Origin of the sequence: Siphonobacter sp. SORGH_AS_0500, from assembly GCF_031453245.1 — a bacterium.
Taxonomy (GTDB): Bacteria; Bacteroidota; Bacteroidia; order Cytophagales; family Spirosomataceae; genus Siphonobacter.
In genome coordinates this window covers 1,140,480-1,164,547 of record NZ_JAVIYT010000001.1, presented here as the reverse complement: position 1 = coordinate 1,164,547, position 24,068 = coordinate 1,140,480, and the positions used below count along the sequence as shown (strand labels likewise).

Genomic DNA, 24,068 nt, shown 5'->3' with positions numbered 1-24,068 from the left:
CATTCCCGCTAACTTATATTTTTTTCTTCATTACTCTACTTACTTTCAGGGTATAGACCGATTTTTAGCAGGCAATCCCCGAAGAATCAGGCTAGTTCGTTGAGTATTCCACCAGAATTTATCAATTTTGAGGTCTGACAGGGCTTTCACCTTTCGCGAAGGAAGAGCTTTTAAAAATCCATTTCTACTCGAAAAAAGAAAAATTTATACCTTTTTTCGGGAAATGAGCCAAAGGAAATTCTTTTCCCCTAACTAAAGGATTCTCTTCCTGAAAGCTGGATTTTTCGGGACGAAATCCTAACTTGCGGCCCTGGAAACTTGAACACTTGTATTCCGTACACATGCCTTACCAGAAAAAAACCAAAATTGTTGCCACCGTTGGTCCGGCTTCCCAATCCAAAGAAATGTTGCTGAAGCTCGCCCAGTCTGGTGCGAACATCTTTCGGCTTAACTTTTCCCACGGAACGCACGCTGACCACCTGAGTCGCATTCAGGCTATTCGCGAAATTAACGCCGAACATGGCTTAAACCTTACCATCCTTCAGGATTTACAAGGACCTAAGATTCGTACCCAACTCGTAGAAAATAACGGCGTTGAACTCATAGCCGGAAACCCACTGACTTTCGTTATGGACGAAAATCTGCTGGGAACTTCTGAACGCGTAGGTACGACTTATACTTCTATGTACCTGGACGTAAAACCCGGCGAACGCATCCTGATGGATGACGGTAACCTGGAAGTACTGGTAGAATCTATCGATTACGATAAAAAAGAAGTACACACGAAAGTGGTATACGGTGGTATCCTGAAATCGAAGAAAGGCATTAACCTGCCCGGCACGAAAGTAGGCTTACCCGCTCTAACTGAAAAAGACGAAGAAGACTTGATCTTCGGTCTGGAGCATGACGTAGACTGGATCGCTCTTTCGTTCGTTCGTTCCGCTGAAGATATTCTGGCCGTTAAGGAAAAAATCAAGGCGAAAAACGGTCGTTCGAAAATCATCGCTAAGATCGAAAAACCCGAAGCCGTTGTTCCCGAAGTACTCGATGCCATTATCGAAGCTACGGACGGGGTAATGGTCGCTCGTGGTGACTTAGGCGTAGAGTTAGATGGTGCCATGGTTCCTGAATTACAGAAAACCATGATTCGCAAGTGTATCAAGCAGGCGAAACCCGTAATCGTAGCCACGCAAATGCTGGAATCGATGACGAGCTCTCCCCGCCCTACGCGTGCGGAAACTTCTGACGTTGCCAACGCCGTTCTGGATGGAGCTTCGGCAACCATGCTTTCGGCAGAATCTGCTTCTGGTCAGTATCCCGTAGAAGCGGTTTCGACGATGACACACATCATCGAAGCCGTGGAAGAACAGCAGAACCATATTCCTATTATTTATGGCGATGAATCAGCGATTTACTTCAAAAATCACATGCTGAAAGGAGAAGAAAACTCTCCTACCATCCTGAACGACCGGGTTATTGCGGCAGCCTGCCGTCTGGCTCGTGACGTACAGGCGAAAGCCATCCTGTGCATTACGAACAGTGGTTACACAGCTTACCGTCTGTCTTCACACCGTCCCAAAGCGGATATTTTCGTATTCTCGGCGGACGAAAAACTGATGACGCAGATGGGACTGTTATGGGGCACACGCGTATTCAATTATGACAGTGCCAACCTCAGCACCGAACAAATCTCACACGATATTGCGAAAATTCTGGTTCAACAGGGTCATCTGCAAAAAGGCGATGTATTCGTAACCTTACTGAGCGTTCCTGCTCAGCAGGATTTACGTACGAACACCGTGAAAATGGGTGTAATCGACAAAATCGCGGATGAAGTAGCTGCTGAACAGTAATCTTCATTATCAATAGTAGCAAACCCCCGTTACTTGAATCTCTGAGTAACGGGGGTTTGTGTTTGTGAGCCTCATACACTTGCAGCCCTAGCCTTCTTTTTTTACCTTGTCAGTCATGGAAAACCAACCTATAAAAACCTGGCAGGAACGGCTTCAGCAAGTGATTTATGAGTCGAATACCAAGGCCGGCAAAGCTTTCGATATTGCTTTATTGATTGCCATTTTCACCAGTATTCTTGTGGTAATGCTGGATAGCGTGGATAAATACCACCAGCATTATGGCCGATTATTCTTCTTTCTGGAGTGGTCCTTTACCTTTCTCTTTACGATTGAATATATTCTTCGACTCATCAGTATCCGGCAACCTATTCGTTATGTGCTGAGCCCGCTGGGGCTGATTGATTTACTCTCCATCATTCCTTCCTATCTCAGTATTTTTTACGCAGGTGCTCAATCCTTACTCGTCTTGCGGGCTTTGCGTCTGCTACGGGTCTTCCGAATTTTCAAGCTCACCCATTACCTTACTGAAATGGAATTTCTGACGGTTGCGATTCGATCCAGCCTTAAGAAAATCAGTATTTTTATGCTTACGGTTATTACCCTGGTAACGATCCTGGGTTCGGTGATGTACCTGGTTGAAAATCATCAAAATGGGTTTTCCAGCATTCCCGAAAGCATTTACTGGGCCATTGTTACTATTACCACCGTAGGGTATGGCGATATTTCGCCCGTCACTCCCATGGGTAAGTTTATTTCCAGCCTTGTCATGCTGATTGGTTACGGTATCATCGCCGTTCCGACGGGTATCATTACCAATGAAATTGCCGCCGCCGCCCGCAAAAGGAATCACAGCAGTGAAGCCTGCCCCTCCTGCGGTCGCGAGGGTCACGATATGGATGCCGTTTTTTGTAAATTTTGCGGAGCAAGACTCTGAGGGTTTGAGTTCGTTAGAAAAGGTTTGAAGAAGTTTAAGTGAATTGGAGTTAGCAAGCAATGAGTGTAAGGTATTGCAACAATCGCAGGCCTTAACTTATTCCTGTCAAATCTTTTCAAACTTCTTCAAACCTTTTTCTAACGAACTCAAACCTGCTCTAACCCACTCAAACTATTTTAATCCGTTTTTAAAGTTCCTTTAAAGCTCCTATAAGTTCTTGAAAGAACCTTTGCTGACGTCAAGCACAGAAAGTACAGCCCGTTTACTACCCGCTGATCCCACTTTTAAACTACCAGACAGTGAAGCTTATTCCATTATTCAGAGTCTTACTGAGCATCCTTTTTTTAGGTTCGGTTGCTCAATCGTCTTTTGCACAGACCGATACGCTTCGCCTGACCTTACCTCAGGCCGAGCAGCAGTTTTTGCAAAAAAACTTTACGCTGATCGCCCAGAAGTACAACATCAATTTATCAGAAGCGGCTGTGCAGCAGGCGAAACTTTGGGATAATCCTAACTTTCAGTTTGGGTTTAATGCCTACAATCCCAATACGTCAAAAGTGCTTCCTCTAAGAAACCCATCAGGAGATATACTTAATCCTACGGGGGGGGCCTATAGCTGGCAACTACAGCAAGTACTGAATCTGGCGGGTCGCCGGAGTAAACTGGTGGCCTTAAATGAAGCAAATACGGAAGTTCAGCAAGCCATTTTTCAGGATGTGATGCGGAGTTTGCGTTATCAATTAGCCCAGACGTTTGGTAACCTTGCCAGCGAGCAGGCTCAGTATGCCTTCATTCAGGAAGAACGAGCTCGCCTGGCCAATCTACTTGAGGCATTCCGGGCTCAATTAAAACTGGGTGTTATTTCTGAATATGAAGTTACCCGTCTGGAACTGGAACAACGGAATACGGATGCTTCCATCAATGACCTACGTAACCAGATCAGTCAAGACGAAGCCACCTTACGTATACTTCTAGCCGATTCGTCCTCTACCTACTACCTCACTGAATTTCAAAACCTTGATTCGGCATCACCCCTGCTCAATCAATTACTGGATCAGGCAGTTTCTAATCGTCCTGATTTAAAAGCAGCTCAACGCCAATCGGCATACGCTCAGCAAAATCTTACGTATCAGAAATCGCTGGCAACTCCGCAGCTAATGGTTGGGGCCAACTATGCAAGATTTGGGGATGCTTATCCTAACTATTACGGTTTGCAGGTAGCCATGGACCTTCCTTTCAAAAATCGCAATCAGGGAAACATTCAGGCGGCTAAAATTGGAATCGAACAAAGCAATCAGAGCATTAACCAAAGTCAGTTACAGGTAAAACAGGAAGTCATTTCCGCCTACGAACAGTGGCAGCATGCTCAGCAACTACAGGCAAATCTTGATCCAGGATACCGTCAACGCATTCAGGACATCAGTAAAAACGCGACCATCGACTACCAAAAACGGGTGATTGATCTGGTCAGTTTTATTGATAAAGTTCGCTCCTATAAAGATGCTCAGTTGAACTTCATTAACCTGAGTAACCAGTTGTATCAGGCTCAGCAACAAATCAATTACGTTACTAACTCCAAGACTTTTTAACTCCACTCCAGGTTTCCATCCCTTTTCCCACTTTTTATGAAAACGAACTTAAAGCCGTTTTTCTACCTGCTGAGTCTGCTGACTCTTGCGGCTTGTCAGCAAAACAAAACACCCCAGGAAGTAAATACGAAGGATACGGATTCGGCCTTTAAGACAGATACGGTTCACATTCGAAATTACGAGCAGGAGTTACAATTCACGGGCGAAGTGTCTTTCGATCAGAAACAGGTAGATCGCGTTTTCCCCATTGTTAGTGGTAATGTGTTGGAAGTAAACGCCGAGCTTGGAGCCTATGTGAAACAGGGCCAAATATTAGCCAAACTGCAAAGTGCGGATGTAAGCCAGTTTCAACGCGATTATAATCAGGCCAAAGCCGGTTTCGACATTGCCAAACGCAATGCAGATAATGCCGAACAGCTTTATAAAAGCAAATTTTCGAGCGAATCGGATTTGATTAATGCCCGTAAGCAACTCGAAATTGCGACTTCAGAACTGGATCGTTCGACGCAGGTATTGAAAATGTACGGCGGAACCTCGTCTACTAACCAGCCGACCTTCCTGGTGAAATCTCCCGTGAGTGGTTACGTGGTAGAACGGAACGTGAACCCCAATACCCAAATTCGTTCGGACAATGGAAACAGCATGTTCACCATCTCCAATCTGTCGGATGTCTGGATTCTGATTAATATCTACGAATCGGACATTGAAGCCGTTAAAGTGGGACAGCAAGTGAATATCACAACTCTGGCGTATCCTGATAAAGTTTTTCAGGGAAAAATTGAAAACATCAGCCAGGTGATTGATAACGACAGTAAGGTATTACAAGCCCGCGTGGTATTACCTAACCCCGGTGGACTTTTGAAACCTCAGATGTTCTGCACGATTAAACTGCACATTGAAAAACCCGAAAGCTTACTGGCGGTAAATCCGAAGTCGGTCATTTTTAGCGAAGATAAATACTTTGTCATCAAGGATATGGGCAAAGGAAAATACGAGGCAGTACCCGTGGAAGTCATCCGTAGCACTTCCCGCTATAGCTATGTGAAAGGCGACTTGAAAGATGGTGATCCCATCGTTACCGAAGGTGCCTTATTACTTTTCAATGAATTAACGGACTAATCCCCCCACTCCCTTCCCGGGTCCGATCATGAATAAGTTCATTAAAAATATCATTGGCTTTTCCCTTAAACACAAAGGCATTGTGTTTCTGATGACCGGACTGGTTGTCATTGCGGGAGCCGTTAGTTTTTACAATACGCCGGTGGAAGCTTACCCCGACGTAACCAATACCGAAGTGGTTATTATTACCCAATGGCCGGGTCGTAGTGCCGAAGAAGTGGAGCGTTTCATTTCCAGTCCGATTGAAACAGAAATGAACTCCATTTCCCATAAGACGGCGATTCGTTCCATTAACCTGTTCGGCTTATCTTTCATTAAAATCGTTTTTGAAGATGGCGTTGATAACTTCAACGCCCGCATGGAGGCCAGTCAGAAACTGGCGAATGTAAACTTACCCGATGGCGTAGATGCTGAAATTCAGCCTCCCGCTGGCCCTACGGGGGAGATTTATCGCTACACGCTGACTTCCAATACCAAGAATACCACGGAATTAAAAACCATTCAGGACTGGACGGTAGAGAAAGCGATCAAGGCCGTTCCGGGCATTGCTGATGTGGTCAGTTTTGGTGGACACGTTAAGACCTTCGAAGTAAGTATTAACCCTGCTTTACTGGCCAAATATGACTTGACGGCTCTTGATGTCTACAGTGCCCTGCAACGAGCTAACGTGAATGTCGGCGGGGATATCCTTCGGGAAGGGCAGCAAGCATTTGTGGTTCGGGGTATCGGGATTGTAAAAAATGTCTCTGACATTGAGAAGGTGATCGTTAAGAACGTAAAAGGCGTTCCCGTTCGGCTTTCCAATCTGGGAACCGTTCACGAATCGGCTTTACCTCAACTAGGCATCGTCGGTCGGGACAATCATGATGATGTGGTAGAAGGCATTGTTCTGATGCGGAAAGGTGAAAACCCAGGACTGGTTTTACCCCAACTAAAGGAGAAAATTGCCTATCTCAATTCGGTTGTCTTACCCTCTGATGTAAAAATCAAGGTTTTCTACGACCGTACGGAGCTCAACAATCACACGCTGCACACCGTGGGCGAAAACGTGATTATGGGTATTACGCTGGTCACCGTCATTCTGTTGATTTTCCTGGCGGACTGGCGGACAACGGTTACCGTAGCCATCGTCATTCCTCTGGCTTTACTCTTCGCTTTTATCCTGATGCGGATGAAAGGAATGTCAGCCAATCTCTTATCCATCGGAGCTATTGACTTTGGAATTATCATTGACGGAGCGGTAGTAATGGTGGAAGGGCTCTTTGTAATGCTGGCTCACTGGGCCGAGCATGAGGGTATGGAGAGGTTTAATAAACGAGCCAAAATGGGCCGAATTTTGAAAACTTCGGTGGAAATGGGTAAATCCATTTTTACCTCCAAGCTGATCATTATTACGGCTTTATTACCCATTTTCTCGTTCCAGAAAGTGGAAGGTAAACTTTTCAGTCCGCTGGCTTTCACGATGGGTTTTGCTCTGCTCGGTGCTTTATTGCTGGCCTTGACACTGGTTCCAGTTTTAAGTAGCATTTTACTCAATAAAAACGTCCGCGAACGTCATAATCCGGTTATTGAATTTCTAAACCGGAACTACGCTCCACTGCTGAATCGGGTGATGGATCACCCCAAACGGGCTATCACGATAGCCGTTCTTTTCCTCATCGGATCCCTCGCTTCCTTCCACTTTGTAGGAACGGAATTTCTGCCTCACCTTAACGAAGGTTCGATTTACGTGCGGGCCAGTATGCCTTTAAGTATCAGTCTGGAAGATTCCTATCACTATACCCGCAAATTCCGTCAGGTTTTTGAGCAGTATCCTGAAGTTCGCGGCGTAATCTCCCAAACGGGCCGTCCTAACGACGGAACGGATGCAACGGGCTTTTTCAATCAGGAATTCTTCGTGGACTTATACCCTCAGGAAGAGTGGAAACGCGACATTACCAAAGATGAGTTAATCGCCGAAATGCAACAGAAACTGCATAAATACCGGGGCATTGACTTTAACTTTTCCCAACCCATTTCGGATAACGTTGAAGAAGCCGTATCCGGCGTCAAAGGCTCGATTGCCGTCAAAATACAGGGACGAGACTTAAACGTACTGGACAAAAAAGCGGATCAGGTCTACGCTATTCTTAAGAAAGTACCCGGCATTCAGGACTTAGGCGTGTTTCGTAACCTCGGTCAACCGGAGTTAATCATTACGCTGAATCCCGACAAAATGGCTCAATACGGCGTAGATGCTGCCGATGCAAACGCCGTTATTGAAATGGCGATTGGTGGTAAAGCCGTAAGTCAGGTCTACGAAGAAGAACGCAAATTCGATCTTCGGTTACGCTATGATTTACCCTTCCGTTCGTCCATCGAACAGATCGGAGCTTTACGAGTACCAACCATGGACGGCGGTAAGATTCCGCTCAAGGAAATTGCTAATATTGGTAACGTAGCTGGCCCAGCCTTCATTTACCGGGAAAACAACGCCCGCTTCATTGCCGTCAAATTCTCGGTTCGTGGCCGGGATTTGGGAAGCACCATTGAAGATGCTCAAAGTCGGGTAAATAAGGCGGTAAAACTGGATAAAGGTTACGAAATCAAGTGGAACGGGGAGTTTGAGAACCAACAACGGGCCGAGAAACAGTTAGCGATTGTAGTTCCTATCAGTATTTTACTTATTTTCTTTATCCTCTTTGCTTCGTTCGGCAGTGCTCTGGATTCAACTCTGGTGTTACTTAACGTACCTTTTGCCTTGATCGGCGGCATTCTTGCCCTCTTGCTTACTGGAATGAATTTTAGTATCTCTGCCGGGGTTGGTTTCATCGCTTTATTTGGGGTTGCTACGCAGGATGGGGTTATCCTCGTCAACAAATTCCGACAGAACTTACACGAAAAAATGCCATTGGGAGAAGCCATTAAAGAAGGAGCTAAATCCCGTTTACGTCCGGTAGTGATGACCGCGTTGATGGCTTCGCTGGGTCTGTTACCCGCCGCTTTATCTCACGGTATTGGTTCCGAAACGCAGAAACCACTGGCGATTGTAGTCATTGGAGGCTTGATGACTGCTTCGGTATTATCCTTATTGATTCTACCCGCTGTATACGAATGGGTTTACAGTGGCCGCGAACGTCGGAAAAAGTTGATGCAGTAGCATTGGGATTTGATTTTGTTTGAAGGGTTCAAAGGGTTTGAGGAAAGTGATTTCCTCAAACCCTTTGTTTTGTTAAGCCTAAGTCTATCAAAATGGAATTATGGGAAATGATGTTGAGGGGACGCAGGAATGCGGAAGTTAGTCCAAGTTTTTAACACGGATTTGAGAGAACCGCGTCTGTGACGCTGTGAAAGCAGGATAGTGGATTCTTCTCTGCGGATTGTCAATTCAGGGCTGTCCAACCTGGGGCTATCCACAGTATAATCTATCCCAAACTGCGGAGGGGTTATACCTCCCATTTACAAACGTCTTGCCTAACTTTCCACCATGGTTGGTGTCCTCACCAACCACTAGGCTTTATATGAATGGCTGGTGAAGACACCAGCCAGGGCGGGAAAGCTAGTTCGTAAGAACAACAGAAGTAGAGTTCTAGTCTCCCTCTTTGTTAGAGACGCGATGAAGTCGCATCTTCATGTGAATTGTCGCACTCTCAAATTATCCGGCCCATTCACCCCGGATTATCATCCGGGGCTATCCAGCCTGGGGCTATTCATGTTAAACCCCTCCAGGGTTAGGGTCTCCATTTTCAAACGTCTCCCCTATCTTTACTGGTTTTCCCTCTTAAACTCTAAACTCTAAACTCTAAACTCTAAACTCTAAACTCTAAACTCTAAACTCCAAACCGCAACGGCGACACCAAGGCATTCCAAACCATCTTCCTTCCTTTGCAGTTTATTAGCTTAGCTTCTCTAATGCCTGATACCTCTATACATTGCCATTTATGCCTTCTGCCTTTTTACGGTTTGTTTTTCTTTGGTTTGGACTACTTCTCCCCCAACTGCTGTTAGCTCAAAGTCATGAACTAAAAGTCACCTCTGAAAACGATGCCTACCTTTGGAACAGGCACGATGGTTATTATACCAACGGTATTTTTGCCAGCTTTCATTACCTACCCTCAAAGCTTAATAATCGCCTCGATAGCACCCGTAAGGTTACTAAAATCACGTCTACGTACCAGATCGGGCAAATGATTTATAATCCAGAAAACGTTTTTTTAGTAACGACTCGCCAAATTGATCGACCCTATACGGGCTATCTCTATGCCCAAAAAGGCTTTTCTTTTTTCTACCGGAAAAATCAGGTTTTAAATGTTTCGGCCTCCCTCGGCTTTACAGGTAAGCATTCGTATGCCAAGCAGATACAAACGCTTATTCACAAAACCTTTAATTTTATTCCTCCCGAAGGCTGGGTTAAGCAGTTGAATAGCGAGTTCTCCCTAAACCTTCGCGGACAATATTTTCACAGCTTATTACCTCCCAAACGTCAGCGTTGGCTAGAAGTATTTACGTCGGCACAAGTGGAGCTCGGTACGCCTTTTACCAGTGCTTCAGCGGGTTTGTTATTCCAGCTCGGCCTCTTTCAAAAGGCTTCGGAGTCCTCTTTATTTAATGCCCAAATCAGTCGTAATTCCGATCATCAGAAACCGGAGATTTATTTCTTTTTCCATCCTCAACTCAGATACCAGCTCTATAACTCCACCATCCAGGGTGGTCTTTTTCTTCAGGACAAAGGTCCCGCTACCGGACCTATCACTCCATTTGTTTACTTGCATCAACTGGGAATAACGGCAGCATTTCATCGGCTAACCCTTTCCTCTACCTTCTCCTACACGCAACGCGAAGCTCGTTTGATGCGGGAAAAAGCCGAGCATTACGGAGGATTTGCCATTGCCTATCGATTTAACTAATAAAAAGCGACTCATCGTATCAAATGACACGGTTATTCCGCGTTTTCAATACGGATTCCTGAGAATTGCGTCTTCGACGCCAACGGGAACTATCCGTATCGTATTTCATGCTCGGCCAGATGCAATAAACCGTGTCTCTACAGTCGATGCGTTCCGTTTTAGATTCCAAATATTATTCGGCAATTCTTTTATAAGGCGGTTTTAGAATTTTATACTTCCTTAAAACCATCATTTTTTCATCAAGTATTTGTAGCCTTCCCAGAATTTCAATCGTTTTCTTTTCTAGCCCAAACCATTTCCCATATTTGTAAAATATTTTAAAAAATAAGGATTCGCCTTCTAAGCTCCTTAACTTCAACTCCCTTAATACGATTTCTTAGGGTTACCTAACACTATTGATACATTTCTACCGAGGCTCTTGCTGCCTTTGCGTGTTCTGTTTTTATGAAAAAAGTAAGTATTCTGGCTTTGGCCCTGCTGGCTGCCGCTTGCGGCAAACATAGTAAACCCCATTCTTCCGCTGCCAAAGCGAAGCCGGGGCATTTTACCCAGTATGTTGATCCCCGCATTGGTACGGGTTTTCACGGTCACGTATTTTTAGGGGCGAACGTTCCTTTTGGGGCAATACAGATTGGACCTACACAGGCGAACCCCGGGAAGTTAGGGGATGGCTGGGACTGGTGTTCGGGTTACCACGTATCGGACTCCCTGATTGCCGGTTTCTCTCACACGCACCTCAGCGGAACGGGTATCGGGGATCTAGGCGATGTACTCATGATTCCAACGACGGGTAAAGTCCGGCTGGAGCGTAGCGTAGCGGGTAATTCACCAAGCGGGTACATGTCTCGTTTCTCGCACGATGACGAAGTGGTTTACCCCGGTTATTATGCCGTAAAATTGCAACGCTATGATATTGGTGTGGAGTTAACCGCCTCCGAGCGGGTGGGAATGCATCGCTATACCTTCCCTAAATCTGACGAATCACACATTCTTATTGATCTGAAAGAAGGCATTGGCTGGGATCGGGCAACGGATACGTATCTCGAACAAAAAGACGCGACCACTTTAACAGGGTATCGTTATTCAACGGGTTGGGCTAAAGATCAGCGGTTATTCTTCGCCATCGTTTTCTCGAAACCCATCGAAAAACTCGATTTATACAATGCCACCACTGCCATTTCCGGCAAATCAGCCAAGGGGAATCAGGTGAAAGGCGTGCTGAGTTTTGCTACCAAACAGGGCGATCAGGTGCTTGTAAAAGTGGGAATTTCTCCCGTCAGTGAAGCCAACGCTTTAGCTAATATTAAAGCCGAAGTACCGGGCTGGGATTTTGATCAGGTAGCGAAAAATGCCGATGAATCCTGGAATAAGGAACTGAGCAAAATTCAGGTGCACACCAAAGATCAGGATCGTTTGAAGGTTTTTTACACGGCTCTGTATCACACCATGATTGCTCCGTCAACGTTCAACGATCATAACGGCGATTATCGCGGAGCAGATCAGAAAGTATACCCGAACGCAAAGTTCAAAAACCTGACTACCTTTTCACTTTGGGATACGTATCGGGCAGCAAATCCGTTGTTGACGATTACGCAGGGTCAACGCGTGAATGACATTGTAAACACAATGCTGCACATTTATCAGCAGCAAGGTAAGTTACCCATCTGGCATTTAGTAGGTAATGAAACAAACACCATGCCCGGTAACAGCTCATTACCCATTATCTCGGATGCCATTCTGAAAGGATTTAATGGTTTTGACGTAAATCTGGCTTTTGAGGCGATGAAAAAATCGGCTATGCTGGATGAACGCGGCCTGAATTACATCAAAGCAAAAGGGTACATTCCAGCAGATACGCAAACGGAAAGTGTGGCGAAAAACATGGAATACAGCATCGACGACTGGGCCGTGGCTCAGGTAGCAAAGAAGCTGGGTAAAATGGAAGACTACGCCTACTTCAGCAAGCGGGCGAAAAACTACCGGAATAACTTCGACGCCAGCACGCGTTTCATGCGGGGTCGGGTTTCCGATACAGAATGGCGGACGCCTTTCAATCCTTTCGTTTCGCGTCACGAAAAAGATGATTTCGCCGAAGGTAATGCCTGGCAATACACCTGGCTGGTGCCTCAGGATGTGGAAGGTTTGATTGAATTACTGGGTGGAGAAAAAGGGTTCACACAAAAACTGGATTCCCTTTTTATCATTAAAGGTGACATGGGAGCCGAGGCCTCTAACGACATTTCAGGTCTGATTGGTCAATATGCCCATGGAAATGAACCCAGTCACCACGTAACGTATCTGTATACTTACGTAGGTCAACCCTGGAAAACGGCGGAAAAAGTACGCTACATCCTTGACCATATGTACACTACCAAACCTGACGGAATCATTGGTAATGAAGATGTCGGCCAAATGTCAGCCTGGTATATCCTGTCTTCGATGGGCTTCTACCCCGTAAACCCTGCCAATGGAGCTTACGTATTTGGTAGTCCTGTATTTGACAAGGTGGCTCTGCAATTGGGTAACGGAAAAACCTTCCACCTGAAAACGGTGAATAACGGTCCCGAGAACAAGTACATTCAGAGCATTAAGCTGAATGGAAAGCCTTATACCCGGTCTTATTTATTACACCAAGACCTGATGAATGGTGGTGAAATGGAAATTCAAATGGGTAAAGAACCCAGCAAAACGTTTGGCGTCAATCCCGCCGACCGTCCACGTTCCATTCACGACTAACTAATCTTTTACCCGCCCGGAGGGCCTTATGTAACCTCCGGCGAAACCGTTGAATCTGGTTTTGCCGGAGGTTATTCTTTTAATCCTCAAACATTTCTTCCCTCAATTCTATGAAAAAGACCTTACTTGCTCTGGCATCCCTGCTGACTTCGGCTCTGGGTTTTGCTCAGCAACCCTATGAACTCAACGCGGGCTGGAAGTGTGCCCCCGTTGGGAAAGTAGCGGTAAAAGGCACGGAACTTTCCAATCCTTCGTACAGCCTGGCCAACTGGCAACCTGCCACCGTTCCCGGCACGGTGCTGACGACCCTGCTGAATAATAAGCAGATTCCCGACCCTTTTTACGGAATGAATAACAAGCACATTCCAGACATTTACCACACGGGTCGGGATTATTACACTTATTGGTTCGTCAAAGATTTTAAGGAAGAAGCTCAATCAGGTGAGCAGGTCTGGCTTCAGTTTCGGGGCATTAATTACAGTTGTGAAGTATTCCTGAACGGAAAAAAATTAACCGATAAGCCCCACACGGGCATGTTTCTGCGGAAGACGTTTAACATTACGCCTTACCTGAAAAAAGGCAGCCCCAACCGTTTGGCGGTCATTGTCTATCCTCCCGATCCGGTAGGTAACCCTAACGGTGGACAGGGCGGCGACGGTACGATTGCTAAAAACGTTTCGCATCAATACGTAGCGGGTTGGGACTGGATTCAACCCATCCGCGATCGTAACACGGGCATTTGGGATAAGGTAACGATTGAAAAAACGGGAGCCATTCATCTGAAAAATCCGCACGTGGTTACGCTCGTTCCCGGCAAACGGATGCCCGAGGGCCCACAGAAACCCGCAACGATTAAAGTATCTACGGAGCTGGAAAATCCTACAGCCAACCGCGTGGAGGGAATGGTTCAATACACGCTTGAAGGCACTAAAATTTCTAAAAAAGTAAGTATCCCCGCTAAATCTACGGTAACTGTTGACTTACCCGCCTTAACGCTGAACAATCCTAAACTGTGGTGGCCTTATGGGTATGGTCAGCAACATTTATATCCAGTCACGATTCAGTTTGTAGCGGGAGCGAACGTTTCAGATGAAGAAAAAATCAATATTGGTGTTCGGGAAATTCAAACGGAATGGAACGCCACCACCCGCAGCAAGCAGGTTTCGGTAAACGGGCAGAAAGTATTTATCAAGGGCGGTAACTGGATTATCTCGGATGCCATGCTACGCTTCTCCCCTGAGCGTTACGATGCCGAGATTCGCTTTCACCGCGACATGCACCTCAACCTGATTCGTATCTGGGGAGGAGCCATTACCGAACGTCCTGAATTTTACGAAGCCTGTGATAAATATGGATTACTGGTTATGCAGGATTTCTGGGGTTCGGGCGACTGCAATGGCCGTTGGGTAGATCCCGCGAAACTGGAAGATCAGTGGACTCGCCGAAAATATCCCGATGACCATTCGCTATTCCTTGAATCAGCCGCCGATCAGATTAAGATGATTCGGAATTACCCTTCGCTGGCCATCTGGTGTGGAGGGAACGAAATTACCTTGCCTACTGACATCATGTTACCACTCCGTGATTCGCTGTTACCTGCTCTGGATGGCACGCGTTGGTTCATTGATTATTCCAACTCGGATGATATGTCCTTCAATTCACTCGGCGGTAATGGTGACGGGCCTTATGGCATTCAACCCATTGCTAAATTCTGGTCCTTCAAAACCTGGCCTTTCAATTCCGAAGTGGGTTCAGTGGGTGTAGGAGATATTCAGTCGCTCGAACGCTTTATTCCGAAGGAAAATCTTACTGCTCCCCAATTCAGTAATGGTAAATCAAAAGTGGATTCGGTGTGGGACTACCATAAATACATTGGATACGACGAGTACATTGACCCTTACGGTAAGGCTAAAGATACCCGCGATTTCGGACTGAAAGCTCAGGTCGTTAATTACGATCAGTACCGGGCATTAATGGAAGGTTTCTCTTCACACATGTGGGAATGGTATACGGGAAGTATCATCTGGAAAACGCAAAACCCCTGGACGGCTCTTCGCGGTCAGATGTACGATTATTACCTCGATCCGAATGCCTGCTTGTATGGCTTGCATAGCGGTAGCGAGCCGTTGCACATCATGTATAATCCTGTGGACAGCATGGTGATGATGGCGAATAATACCTTTCAGACGCAACGCGACTTAATGATGGTCGTGAAGCTCTACGACATGAAGGGCAAGGAAACGGTGATTACACAGGTATTCACAGAAATTGGCCCCAGTACGGCACGCCCTTACCTGTCCATAGCGAAAGCTTTGGAAAAAGCTGCGAAAGAAGACGGCGTGTTTCTGTCCTTACGTCTGTTGAATTTGAATAAGGAAGTGGTGAGTGATAACCTGTACTGGTTACCAAATGAGAAAGGCACCTACACGGGCTTACAGCAGTTAAAGAAAGTAGACATTCAGGCTACGGCCCGACAAGTAGCCAAAGGTAAAATTGCAGTAACGCTACGCAATGAAGCCAATAATCCGGTAGCGTTTTTCAATCGAATCTCGCTGGTACACTCGCAAACGAAGCAACGCGTGTTACCCGTCTTTTATAGCGACAATTACATTTCGATATTACCGGGGGAACAAAAAACCATAACGCTGGAATATACACCCAAAACCGAAGACAAACCGCTCGTTTCGCTGGAAGGCTGGAATGTAGGGGACCGTTTCATTCCTATTGGATTGTAATGAATTGTTGGTTGTTTATGCCCTTCCCGGAAGTTTAAGAACTTTCGGGAAGGGCTGTTTTAGAGGGTTGTTAACGGAAATTTGGAGGCTAGACAGCTATACAACAAATATTTCATCTGAGGTATCGCTTGCTCAAAAGGTTGCGAATAATCCTGAACGGCGTATATTATTTTGCCATTTGATCTTATCAAAGCATAAGCTTACTCTGAAGATATGCTTACCTTTCCTGACCGGATTCATCAATTCTGGATGAATGCCCTTCTTTCCGTTATTTCAACTGTCTGGTTCTCCGTTATTTCAAGTAATTATCTTATCTCAAGTCTATTAACTAGGTGAGTCATTAGCTGATTCACTAATTTATTCAAATAAATCTAATAGGTAAGCCCTACTAGTTTAGCTACATCTCTCCTAGTTATTAAGGCTAATGAATTTAAGTATGGTATGTGAATTTCAGGGAGTTAAGGAAATAAAAAGTTATTTAACAAATCCAACTCCACATGAAATCAACATTGAATACGTATGCAGAAAAGAAGCATCGACTTCTTTTGAAGGGAGGTTATCTTCTGGCGATGTTCGCTCTGCTAAGCTTAACAGCTTGCAACAAAAATGACGACACGGATCCGGGTAAGGATATTCAACCGACTGGTCCCAAGCCTTCCTGGGGACCCACCATTAAGCCACAAATGCAGGCTATTATCGAAGAAATGGCTCGTCTGGATTCGACTCCTCTTTATACCCTCACTCCTCAGCAGGCCCGTACCAAACCATCCATTAAAGACGCCGTTAGCTCTTTGCTGAGCAGAAACAACATTACGGCTCCTGACATGCAGGTAGATACCAGTCAACGCCTGATTCCCGGTTATGGTGGTACAAATATCCGGGCAGTAGTATATCGTCCGCAAGGGGCTAGTGGTAATTTACCCGTCATTGTGTATTACCACGGCGGTGGCTGGGTTATTGCCAGTCCCGAAGTGTATGAGGCTTCAGCCCGTGCACTGGCTCGCAATACTGGAGCAATAGTCGTTTCTGTTGAATACCGTAAAGCACCCGAAAATAAGTTTCCAACGGCTCATATGGACAGTTACGAAGCCTACAAATGGGTGAGACGAAACGCCGCTTCACTCAATGGCGATTCTACTAAAATTGCCGTAGCCGGTGAAAGTGCCGGTGGTAATATGGCCGTTGGCGTAAGTATCATGGCTCGTGAGAACAATTTCCCAATGCCGATTCACCAACTCCTAGTGTATCCAGTAGCTAATAATGATTTAACTACCGCCTCGTATAATACGTATGCAAACGCAAAACCGCTAAGCAAGCCTCTGGTAGAGTGGTTTGTAGACAAGTATTTCCGTACTATGTCTGACGGCGATAGCAGATATATCTCGCTGGTTGACGTAGCCACACTAAGTGGTTTACCTGCCACGACTATCATCGGAGCGGAGATCGATCCCTTGCAAACGGAAGGCAAACAACTGGCAGACAAATTTACTTCTGCCGGAGTAAGTACGGAATACCGTCTGTATGAAGGTGTAACCCACGAATTCTTTGGAACTTATGCCATCGAGCCTAATGCTCAGGACGCTCAGGAATACGCGGCTTCACGACTGAGAAGTGCTTTTGGTCGATAGTGAGTGATGATTCTATAGAAAGAGGGATGCAAACGTTTTGCGTCCCTCTTTTATTTTCTGCCAATGACTGCGACCATTCGTCCCGTTATGCCCTTTTCAAGACGATGGGAGAAGTAATCTTCATTGTGAAGGACCGTTGAATAAGGTGATATTTCAATTTGAGAATCAGGAATACCAAAGCTTTGCAAGGGGTAGGCATTAGCGGCTTTCAAATCCACAAAGAATTTTTGCCTGTTTTCGTCCCAGCGTTTAAAACGATCGGCGAAATGATCGGACACGTCGCTCCCTACTTCAAACGAACACTCGTCAATGCAAGTACCAACCCAGGCATAACAGTCTTCAGGTTGAGTTCCGTAGGTTTCCTGCATCGTTTTTAGTGTTTTTGCTACAATTCCAGCTACTGTCCCCCGCCACCCTGCGTGAATGGCAGCAACTGCTTGGGTACGGGCATCATATACTAGAATTGGTGTGCAGTCGGCAATGGTTACCAAAGCCATTACCCCAGCCTGATTAGTTATGACGGCATCGTGCCCCTGTTCTCGTCCAGGTTGATTGGTTATGAATATCTCCGTTCCGTGCACCTGATGAGAAGAAGCCACCTGGCTTTTTTTGATTCCTAAACTCTCGTAAAAAAGGCGTTTGTTCTCAAGAACCGCTTCAGGATCATCCTGCGTAGAACCGCCCAAATTCAGACTATGATAGGGCGATTGGCTCACGCCACCGTGACGCGTGCTCTGAGCGGCAATTAATTCTGAAAATGCTTGGAATATGGGGGGTGTATAAAAAAGAGACTTAGTACTCATGGCCATCTAAACTTGATAAGAAAGCTCAAAACTAATGATTTATTGTTTTGACCCATGAGCAAACCTCAGTTTCAGCCCGTCCCTCTTACCCAGACGCGACTTCATCGCGTCTGGGTAAGAGGCAGTTTCATCACGATTGAAAGGATTTTTATTTACCGACCAGACGCAGTAAAGTCGTATCTCTACTTGAATGCTTGATTGTGTGCTTTTTCCGCCCTGGTTGGTGTCCTCACTAACCACTATGCTTTTTGGCTGGTGAAGACACCAGCCAGGGCGGGGAGCGTATGGCCCGTCCAACGTTTACCCCGGGTTATCACCCGGGGCTATCCACATTCAACCCCTCTGGGGTTATACCTCCCATTTCCAAACCTCTTCCCATCCAACGTGGTTGGTGTCTTCACCAAACACTAGGCTTTTTGGCTGGTAAAGACACCAGCCAGGGCAGGAGTATGTACCTCACACAAAAAAACCGGATTAACATCCGGGGCTATTCAGGTTCAACCCCTCCGGGGTTATGATTCCCATTTCCAAACAACTCCCCTACCTTTATAGGTTTTTACCTTTCCAAACTCCAAACTCCAAACTCCAAACTCCAAACTCCAAACTCCAAACTCCAAACTCCAAACTCCAGCGGTGGCCGCTCCAAACTCCTTAATAAGTGTTAAGTATTCTAGACAGATGGAATAAAAAACGTCTGATCTCTGTTATAGGTGTAAGGAGTTTTGATTTACTTTGCCACTAATTTAAACTAAATAAAAATAAATCTATGAACACGAAACGTTTCCGGCTCTTTGCGGCTGCTCTTGCTTTATGTAGTGTATCTACTTTCCTACCTGCAACTGAAGCTTCCGCTCAAGCTGGTAAACCTGCTAAAGCATTGGTCCTGAATGCGAACGATGCCATGCAGTTTGATAAAAAAGAATTTAAAGTGAAAGCTGGCCAGAAAGTAAAGCTGACGCTCAAACATACGGGTAAATTTGCCAAACAAGCCATGGGTCATAACTTCGTGTTGCTAAAACCCGGCACCGATTTACAAGCTTTTGCCTCGAAAGCTAATATGGCTTCCAGTACAGAATATATTCCTAAGTCAGAGTCAGCCAGCATTGTGGCTCATACCAAACTGCTAGGCGGTGGCGAAAGCGATACCATCGAATTTACGGCTCCTAAAAAAGGAACGTATACGTATATCTGTAGCTTCCCCGGCCACTATGGCATCATGCAGGGTAAGTTCGTTGTAGAATAAGCGTAAACGAAGCTATTCTTCACTGAGTTAATAAAGTAAAAGCGGTCTGGAGGTTCTCCAGACCGCTTTTACTTTATTAAAAACGTTCTCAAACTATAGTACACTGTTCATATTCCTAACGGCTTCTGCTGACTTATTGAATGCGGCCTGTTCAGCTTCAGTCAGACCAAAGTCAATGATTTTTTCCCAGCCATTTTTGCCGATTACTACGGGCACGCCCAGGCAAATATCTGATTGACCGTATTCACCTTCCAGATACACACAGCAGGGAAGAATCCGCTTCTGATCTCTGACAATACTTTCAACGAGTAAGGCTCCCGCAGCTCCCGGAGCATACCAGGCTGAAGTCCCGATTAATCCCGTCAGCGTTGCTCCACCGACCATCGTATCTGAGGCTACTTTCTGTAAGGTAGTTTCATCCAGATATTGACTGACGGGCGTTCCTGAATAAGTTGCCAGTCGAGTCAAGGGAATCATCGTGGTATCGCCGTGACCGCCAATAACCGTAGCCTGTAAATCCGACGGTGGCACATCCATCGCCAGCGACAGGTAGGTTTTAAATCGGGCTGAATCCAGAATTCCACCCATGCCGATGATCTTATGCTTGGAAACTCCCGCCGTTTGCAGAGCTAAATAAGTCATGGTATCCATTGGATTGGAGATCACAACAATAATCGCTTCGGGCGAATGTTCCAGAATCTGCGTCGTAACCGTTTTCACAATCCCCGCGTTAATACCGATCAGTTCTTCGCGGGTCATGCCGGGTTTTCGTGGAATTCCCGAGGTAATCACGACGACATCAGAGCCAGCCGTTTTGGCGTAATCATTGGTTGAACCGACTATCCGGGAATCAAAATCCAGCAGAGTGGCGGTTTGAAACATATCCAGTGACTTTCCCTCTGCCAGTCCTTCTTTAATATCAAGCAAGACTACTTCCTGAGCTAATTCTCGCCGAACGATGTTATCAGCACAGGTAGCTCCAACGGCTCCAGCTCCTACAACGGTGATTTTCATGGAATCTACGTTTAAAATCGTGAACGAAGGTGAATACGTTGCAATTAAGTAAATATTCCAACAATTAATAGAACATTTACTATTGAACTTTATTCACGAGAAAAAGATGAAGAGAATTATGAGGACGATAATGAACGATAAATACATGGCTCCATCGACGCCAATATACTGGCGATATTTGTGGATTGCCGCCCAGATTTTTTTCATAACTCAAAATGCTAGTGCTGAATTCGACTAAAGGACAATGTTACTGAAACCCGTTGATATTGTAGAGAAAAGACCGAATGAATCTTCAGAAGCTGATTTATTTCTATGCATTTATCAAGCGAAGCCCCTTCCTTTGTGGATCATTTGCATTCCTTATCTATCACTCCATATCATGACTATTGGCGATAATTACCAGCATTCCTTTCAGTTTTCACAAGAAGATGTCATCCGTTTTGCGGAAGTTTCCGGTGATAATAATCCATTACACTTAGACGCTGAATTTGCAGCGACAACTCCGTTCAAGAAACCGATAATCCACGGCATTCTGGGAGCCAGCATTTTTTCTAATGTTATTGGTACGAAGTTCCCCGGAGCGGGTAGCGTATACGTGAAGCAGTCACTCGAATTTTTACGCCCCATGTTTGTAGACGTGGCTTATGAAGCTCGTTTTGAAGTGCTCAGCGTTAATGCTGATAAACACACTGCCGAGATCTCTACCGAAATTATTGATGCCCAGACCAAGAAAGTAACTACCCGAGGCGTGGCCGTGGTAATGAACAAAGAGCATTTCTAACAAGGCAATAAAAAACCCTCGAATGATCGCATTCGAGGGTTATCGATAAAGAGGATGGCGACTAGCCTTCTTTTTCATTTTTCTTTTCTTGTACTTCAGAACGAATATCCTGAGCCAATACTTTTAGGTCTTGCATACCTTTGCGAACACGTGTGCCCGCAGCCTGGTTTTGTTTATCGTAGAATTTTTCGAAGTCGCCTTCTAGGGATAATACCAATTCTTTGAGTTCTGAGAATCTGCTCATGTGAGTCTGGTGTTTATAATGTATAACGAATGATTGAAAGTATGCAAAAGTGCATTTTTGGCGAAATTTAGGCATTTACGCTATTCCCGCAAGTGAACCCGGCTCGAAAATGTGAAAGTTCTTGGAAAAATTATACAATTTTATCCTTTGAGCAGAAAAATACCCCATTTTATCCAGTCTTTTCTGAATAAAATGGGGTAAAAACAGCGTTTAGGGCTACTAAACCGTAGTTTTGCTTACGTCAGCAAATCCTTTATTCGCATATTCGCCCTTAGTAAGTTTCTCTTGAATGATATCAAAAGCATCCAGCGTTTCTTCAACATCTGCCAGCGTATGAACAGCCGTTGGGATAATCCGCAACATGATTACTCCTTTCGGCACAACAGGGTACACCACGATAGAACAGAAAATACCCAGATTTTCGCGTAAGTCAGCTACTAACTGAGTTACCACACTACCATCGTATTGTCCGTGTAAGAACACAGGCGTAACAGGCGACTGCGTCGTACCAATATCAAAACCACGTTCGCGAAGACCATTCTGCACGGCACGAACGATATTCCAGAGATTTTCACGCAATTCAGGCTGCGTACGAACCAGTTCCAGACGCTTCATCGCACCCAATACCAGTGGCATCGGCAGTGACTTGGCGTACGTTTGTGAACGCATGTTGTAACGCAGGTACTGGATGATGGCTTTAGGTCCAGCAATGAAACCACCAATACTAGCCATTGATTTAGCGAACGTTGAGAAATGCAAGTCCACACCCGCCTGCACACCCAGGTGCTCGGCTACGCCTGAACCATTCTTACCCATCGTCCCAAAACCGTGAGCGTCGTCTACTAATAAACGGAAATTGTACTTTTGCTTGAGAGCTACGATTTCATCAAGTTTACCGATGTTACCAGACATCCCAAACACACCTTCCGTAATAACCAGAACGCCACCACCCTGCTCGTCGGCCAGTTTCGTAGCCCGCTGGAGGTTTTTCTCCAACGACTCCATGTCGTTATGCTTGAAGGTAAAGTACTTACCTAATTTCGCTTTGTGCAGCCGAATACCGTCAATCAGACAGGCGTGACTTTCTGCATCGTAAACGATAATATCTTTATAATCAACAATGGCTTCGATGGTGGACATAACCCCCTGATAACCGAAGTTAAGCAGGAAGGCGTCTTCTTTTTCTACGAAGTCAGCCAGTTGGCGTTCCAGAGCCTCATGATACGGCGTTTGACCCGACATCATCCGGGCTCCCATCGGAGCGGCCATACCCCATTCCGCAGCAGCTTCGGCATCTGCTTTCCGTACTTCCGGGTGATTGGCTAACCCTAAATAGTTATTCAGGCTCCAGTTCAGCATCTGCTTTCCATGGAACTTCATACGAGGGCCAATCTCTCCTTCAAGGTAAGGAAAAGCAAAGTACCCATGGACTTTGTCGGAATACTGTCCGAGAGGCCCCAGGTTAGCCAGACGACGTTCAAAAATATCTGCCACGTTCAATCAGATTTTTATTGTTAACATTGAGCAGTAATCAAAAAATGGTGCTCTTTACTAGTACTTTTCCGAGATTTCATCCCGAAAATTTCATCCGTTTGATTACTGCTTTTTCACGATTTCTACGCCGCTAAAATAGGATTTTTCTACGATAACACCAAGCAATTGTTTTTTGCTTTTTGATTGGGTCTAAGTAGTTTGGCTATTTTGCGACGAATTTAAAAATATTAACGATTTCATACAAAAGTATAAAGCCATAAACCCTAGCATGAATCAATTGTTTTACGAGTAATCGCCCTGTCTCTTCCAAGCATTAATCAAACCCATAGGCCGGAACGGTAATTTACTGACTTGCAATAAATTACAGTCTATATTTTCCAGATCGGTTGTTAATGGTAGTTTGTAATTCCCACTATTGTTTTAGAAAGTTACCCTTGCTGTACAGCCATACTCCTTATGCATTTTCTTCGTAGAATTGATCGGTTTATCTTTTTCATCTTAGTCGTCGGTGTAGGCATTCTAACCTGGAATCTCATTCAAACGTATCCTCAGCGTACTCAAAATCTATTTCACACGGAGCCTTTCGGCGTACGTCTCAACGAACAGAGAAAAGCATTAAAGTTAGAACCCGTCCTGGACAGTGATCAGCCCCAAGTCACGCAGGATACTTCAGGAATATACCATTTGTACTGGCTTCCCGCACAGATTCCCGCCATTAATCGACCTTATTTCTGGAAGAAAGAGATGGTCATTCGTCAGCAAAAACTCATTCGCGAAACAGATACTTATTATTATCCCCTTCCCAAAGGTCATCATTTGATGCACTTTGATTATTACCCGGATAGCACAGCCAAACGGCAACTCCGAACCCGGCTTGAAGTAGCGGGTCTACCGACCATCAGTTCCTTCGAAATTCCCACTACCCAGACGGCTCAGTTGTTCAGAGATAGTTTATTACAGGAATGGAAGATTAAGCCTCGACGGGTAGAGGAGTAAGTTCGAATGGTTT

General features: G+C 45.4%; 16 protein-coding genes. 12 read left to right on the top strand and 4 right to left on the bottom strand.

Translation table 11 applies throughout. The features are described from left to right. Positions 1 to 341 precede the first annotated feature (341 nt). From pyk to QE357_RS04865, 9 genes are all read left to right on the top strand, one after another. A complete protein-coding gene (pyk, locus tag QE357_RS04905) occupies positions 342 to 1,853 on the top strand; it encodes a pyruvate kinase (RefSeq protein WP_307142230.1) in 1,512 nt (503 codons plus the stop codon). Positions 1,854 to 1,968: 115 nt separating this feature from the next. Further along, positions 1,969 to 2,787, top strand: coding sequence for an ion transporter (locus tag QE357_RS04900; protein ID WP_106637999.1), 819 nt, complete (start codon positions 1,969 to 1,971; stop codon positions 2,785 to 2,787). Between the two features lie 299 nt (positions 2,788 to 3,086). Continuing rightward, on the top strand, positions 3,087 to 4,376 hold the full coding sequence (locus QE357_RS04895; RefSeq protein ID WP_309706290.1) for a TolC family protein: 1,290 nt from the start codon (positions 3,087 to 3,089) through the stop codon (positions 4,374 to 4,376). A 36-nt stretch (positions 4,377 to 4,412) separates the two neighbouring features. Beyond that, entirely contained in the window at positions 4,413 to 5,495 is a 1,083-nt protein-coding gene (locus tag QE357_RS04890) for an efflux RND transporter periplasmic adaptor subunit (protein WP_106637997.1), read from the top strand. 28 nt (positions 5,496 to 5,523) lie between these two features. Beyond that, positions 5,524 to 8,634: a CusA/CzcA family heavy metal efflux RND transporter gene (locus QE357_RS04885; protein WP_309706289.1), complete on the top strand. Its 3,111-nt coding sequence runs from the start codon at positions 5,524 to 5,526 to the stop codon at positions 8,632 to 8,634. A 781-nt stretch (positions 8,635 to 9,415) separates the two neighbouring features. Beyond that, positions 9,416 to 10,381 carry a lipid A deacylase LpxR family protein gene (locus tag QE357_RS04880; RefSeq protein WP_309706287.1) on the top strand — a complete coding sequence of 322 codons (966 nt, stop codon included), beginning with the start codon at positions 9,416 to 9,418 and terminating at the stop codon, positions 10,379 to 10,381. Positions 10,382 to 10,825: 444 nt separating this feature from the next. After that, entirely contained in the window at positions 10,826 to 13,117 is a 2,292-nt protein-coding gene (locus tag QE357_RS04875) for a GH92 family glycosyl hydrolase (protein ID WP_309706285.1), read from the top strand. A 110-nt stretch (positions 13,118 to 13,227) separates the two neighbouring features. Then, on the top strand, positions 13,228 to 15,852 hold the full coding sequence (locus QE357_RS04870; RefSeq protein WP_309706283.1) for a glycosyl hydrolase 2 galactose-binding domain-containing protein: 2,625 nt from the start codon (positions 13,228 to 13,230) through the stop codon (positions 15,850 to 15,852). A gap of 497 nt (positions 15,853 to 16,349) precedes the next feature. Then, positions 16,350 to 17,480 (top strand): alpha/beta hydrolase, encoded by a 1,131-nt coding sequence (locus QE357_RS04865; RefSeq protein WP_307142224.1) that lies wholly within the window; start codon positions 16,350 to 16,352, stop codon positions 17,478 to 17,480. A gap of 50 nt (positions 17,481 to 17,530) precedes the next feature. Here the strand turns inward: QE357_RS04865 and pgeF are convergent, their stop codons facing one another. Next, positions 17,531 to 18,283 carry a peptidoglycan editing factor PgeF gene (pgeF, locus tag QE357_RS04860; protein WP_309706280.1) on the bottom strand — a complete coding sequence of 251 codons (753 nt, stop codon included), beginning with the start codon at positions 18,281 to 18,283 and terminating at the stop codon, positions 17,531 to 17,533. Positions 18,284 to 19,049: 766 nt separating this feature from the next. Here pgeF and azu point away from each other — a divergent pair. Next, entirely contained in the window at positions 19,050 to 19,526 is a 477-nt protein-coding gene (azu, locus tag QE357_RS04855) for an azurin (protein WP_106637989.1), read from the top strand. A 93-nt stretch (positions 19,527 to 19,619) separates the two neighbouring features. On the opposite strand, the gene mdh is transcribed toward azu, so the two are convergent. Beyond that, positions 19,620 to 20,540, bottom strand: coding sequence for a malate dehydrogenase (gene mdh, locus QE357_RS04850; RefSeq protein WP_309706276.1), 921 nt, complete (start codon positions 20,538 to 20,540; stop codon positions 19,620 to 19,622). Positions 20,541 to 20,919: 379 nt separating this feature from the next. Between mdh and QE357_RS04845 the strand changes: the two genes are divergently transcribed. Beyond that, positions 20,920 to 21,321 carry a MaoC family dehydratase gene (locus QE357_RS04845; RefSeq protein ID WP_307143546.1) on the top strand — a complete coding sequence of 134 codons (402 nt, stop codon included), beginning with the start codon at positions 20,920 to 20,922 and terminating at the stop codon, positions 21,319 to 21,321. 61 nt (positions 21,322 to 21,382) lie between these two features. On the opposite strand, the gene QE357_RS04840 is transcribed toward QE357_RS04845, so the two are convergent. Together QE357_RS04840 and QE357_RS04835 are read right to left on the bottom strand one after the other, a co-directional pair. Further along, the gene (locus QE357_RS04840; protein WP_106637987.1) at positions 21,383 to 21,565 is read right to left on the bottom strand and encodes a histone H1; all 183 of its coding nucleotides are present in this window, start codon (positions 21,563 to 21,565) and stop codon (positions 21,383 to 21,385) included. Positions 21,566 to 21,784: 219 nt separating this feature from the next. After that, complete coding sequence (locus QE357_RS04835) at positions 21,785 to 23,059, bottom strand: aminotransferase class I/II-fold pyridoxal phosphate-dependent enzyme (RefSeq protein ID WP_232793802.1); 1,275 nt, start codon at positions 23,057 to 23,059, stop codon at positions 21,785 to 21,787. A gap of 456 nt (positions 23,060 to 23,515) precedes the next feature. On the opposite strand from QE357_RS04835, the gene QE357_RS04830 reads away from it, so the two are divergent. Next, the gene (locus QE357_RS04830) at positions 23,516 to 24,055 is read left to right on the top strand and encodes a hypothetical protein (protein ID WP_307142220.1); all 540 of its coding nucleotides are present in this window, start codon (positions 23,516 to 23,518) and stop codon (positions 24,053 to 24,055) included. Positions 24,056 to 24,068: the final 13 nt, after the last annotated feature.

Coding starts and splice junctions, on each gene's coding strand:
- azu (WP_106637989.1), top strand. CDS start 19,050: ATGAACACGAAACGTTTCCGGCTCTTTGCGGCTGCTCTTGCTTTATGT.
- QE357_RS04870 (WP_309706283.1), top strand. CDS start 13,228: ATGAAAAAGACCTTACTTGCTCTGGCATCCCTGCTGACTTCGGCTCTG.
- QE357_RS04830 (WP_307142220.1), top strand. CDS start 23,516: ATGCATTTTCTTCGTAGAATTGATCGGTTTATCTTTTTCATCTTAGTC.
- mdh (WP_309706276.1), bottom strand. CDS start 20,540: ATGAAAATCACCGTTGTAGGAGCTGGAGCCGTTGGAGCTACCTGTGCT.
- QE357_RS04845 (WP_307143546.1), top strand. CDS start 20,920: ATGACTATTGGCGATAATTACCAGCATTCCTTTCAGTTTTCACAAGAA.
- pgeF (WP_309706280.1), bottom strand. CDS start 18,283: ATGAGTACTAAGTCTCTTTTTTATACACCCCCCATATTCCAAGCATTT.
- QE357_RS04880 (WP_309706287.1), top strand. CDS start 9,416: ATGCCTTCTGCCTTTTTACGGTTTGTTTTTCTTTGGTTTGGACTACTT.
- QE357_RS04890 (WP_106637997.1), top strand. CDS start 4,413: ATGAAAACGAACTTAAAGCCGTTTTTCTACCTGCTGAGTCTGCTGACT.
- pyk (WP_307142230.1), top strand. CDS start 342: ATGCCTTACCAGAAAAAAACCAAAATTGTTGCCACCGTTGGTCCGGCT.
- QE357_RS04900 (WP_106637999.1), top strand. CDS start 1,969: ATGGAAAACCAACCTATAAAAACCTGGCAGGAACGGCTTCAGCAAGTG.
- QE357_RS04885 (WP_309706289.1), top strand. CDS start 5,524: ATGAATAAGTTCATTAAAAATATCATTGGCTTTTCCCTTAAACACAAA.
- QE357_RS04865 (WP_307142224.1), top strand. CDS start 16,350: ATGAAATCAACATTGAATACGTATGCAGAAAAGAAGCATCGACTTCTT.
- QE357_RS04840 (WP_106637987.1), bottom strand. CDS start 21,565: ATGAGCAGATTCTCAGAACTCAAAGAATTGGTATTATCCCTAGAAGGC.
- QE357_RS04875 (WP_309706285.1), top strand. CDS start 10,826: ATGAAAAAAGTAAGTATTCTGGCTTTGGCCCTGCTGGCTGCCGCTTGC.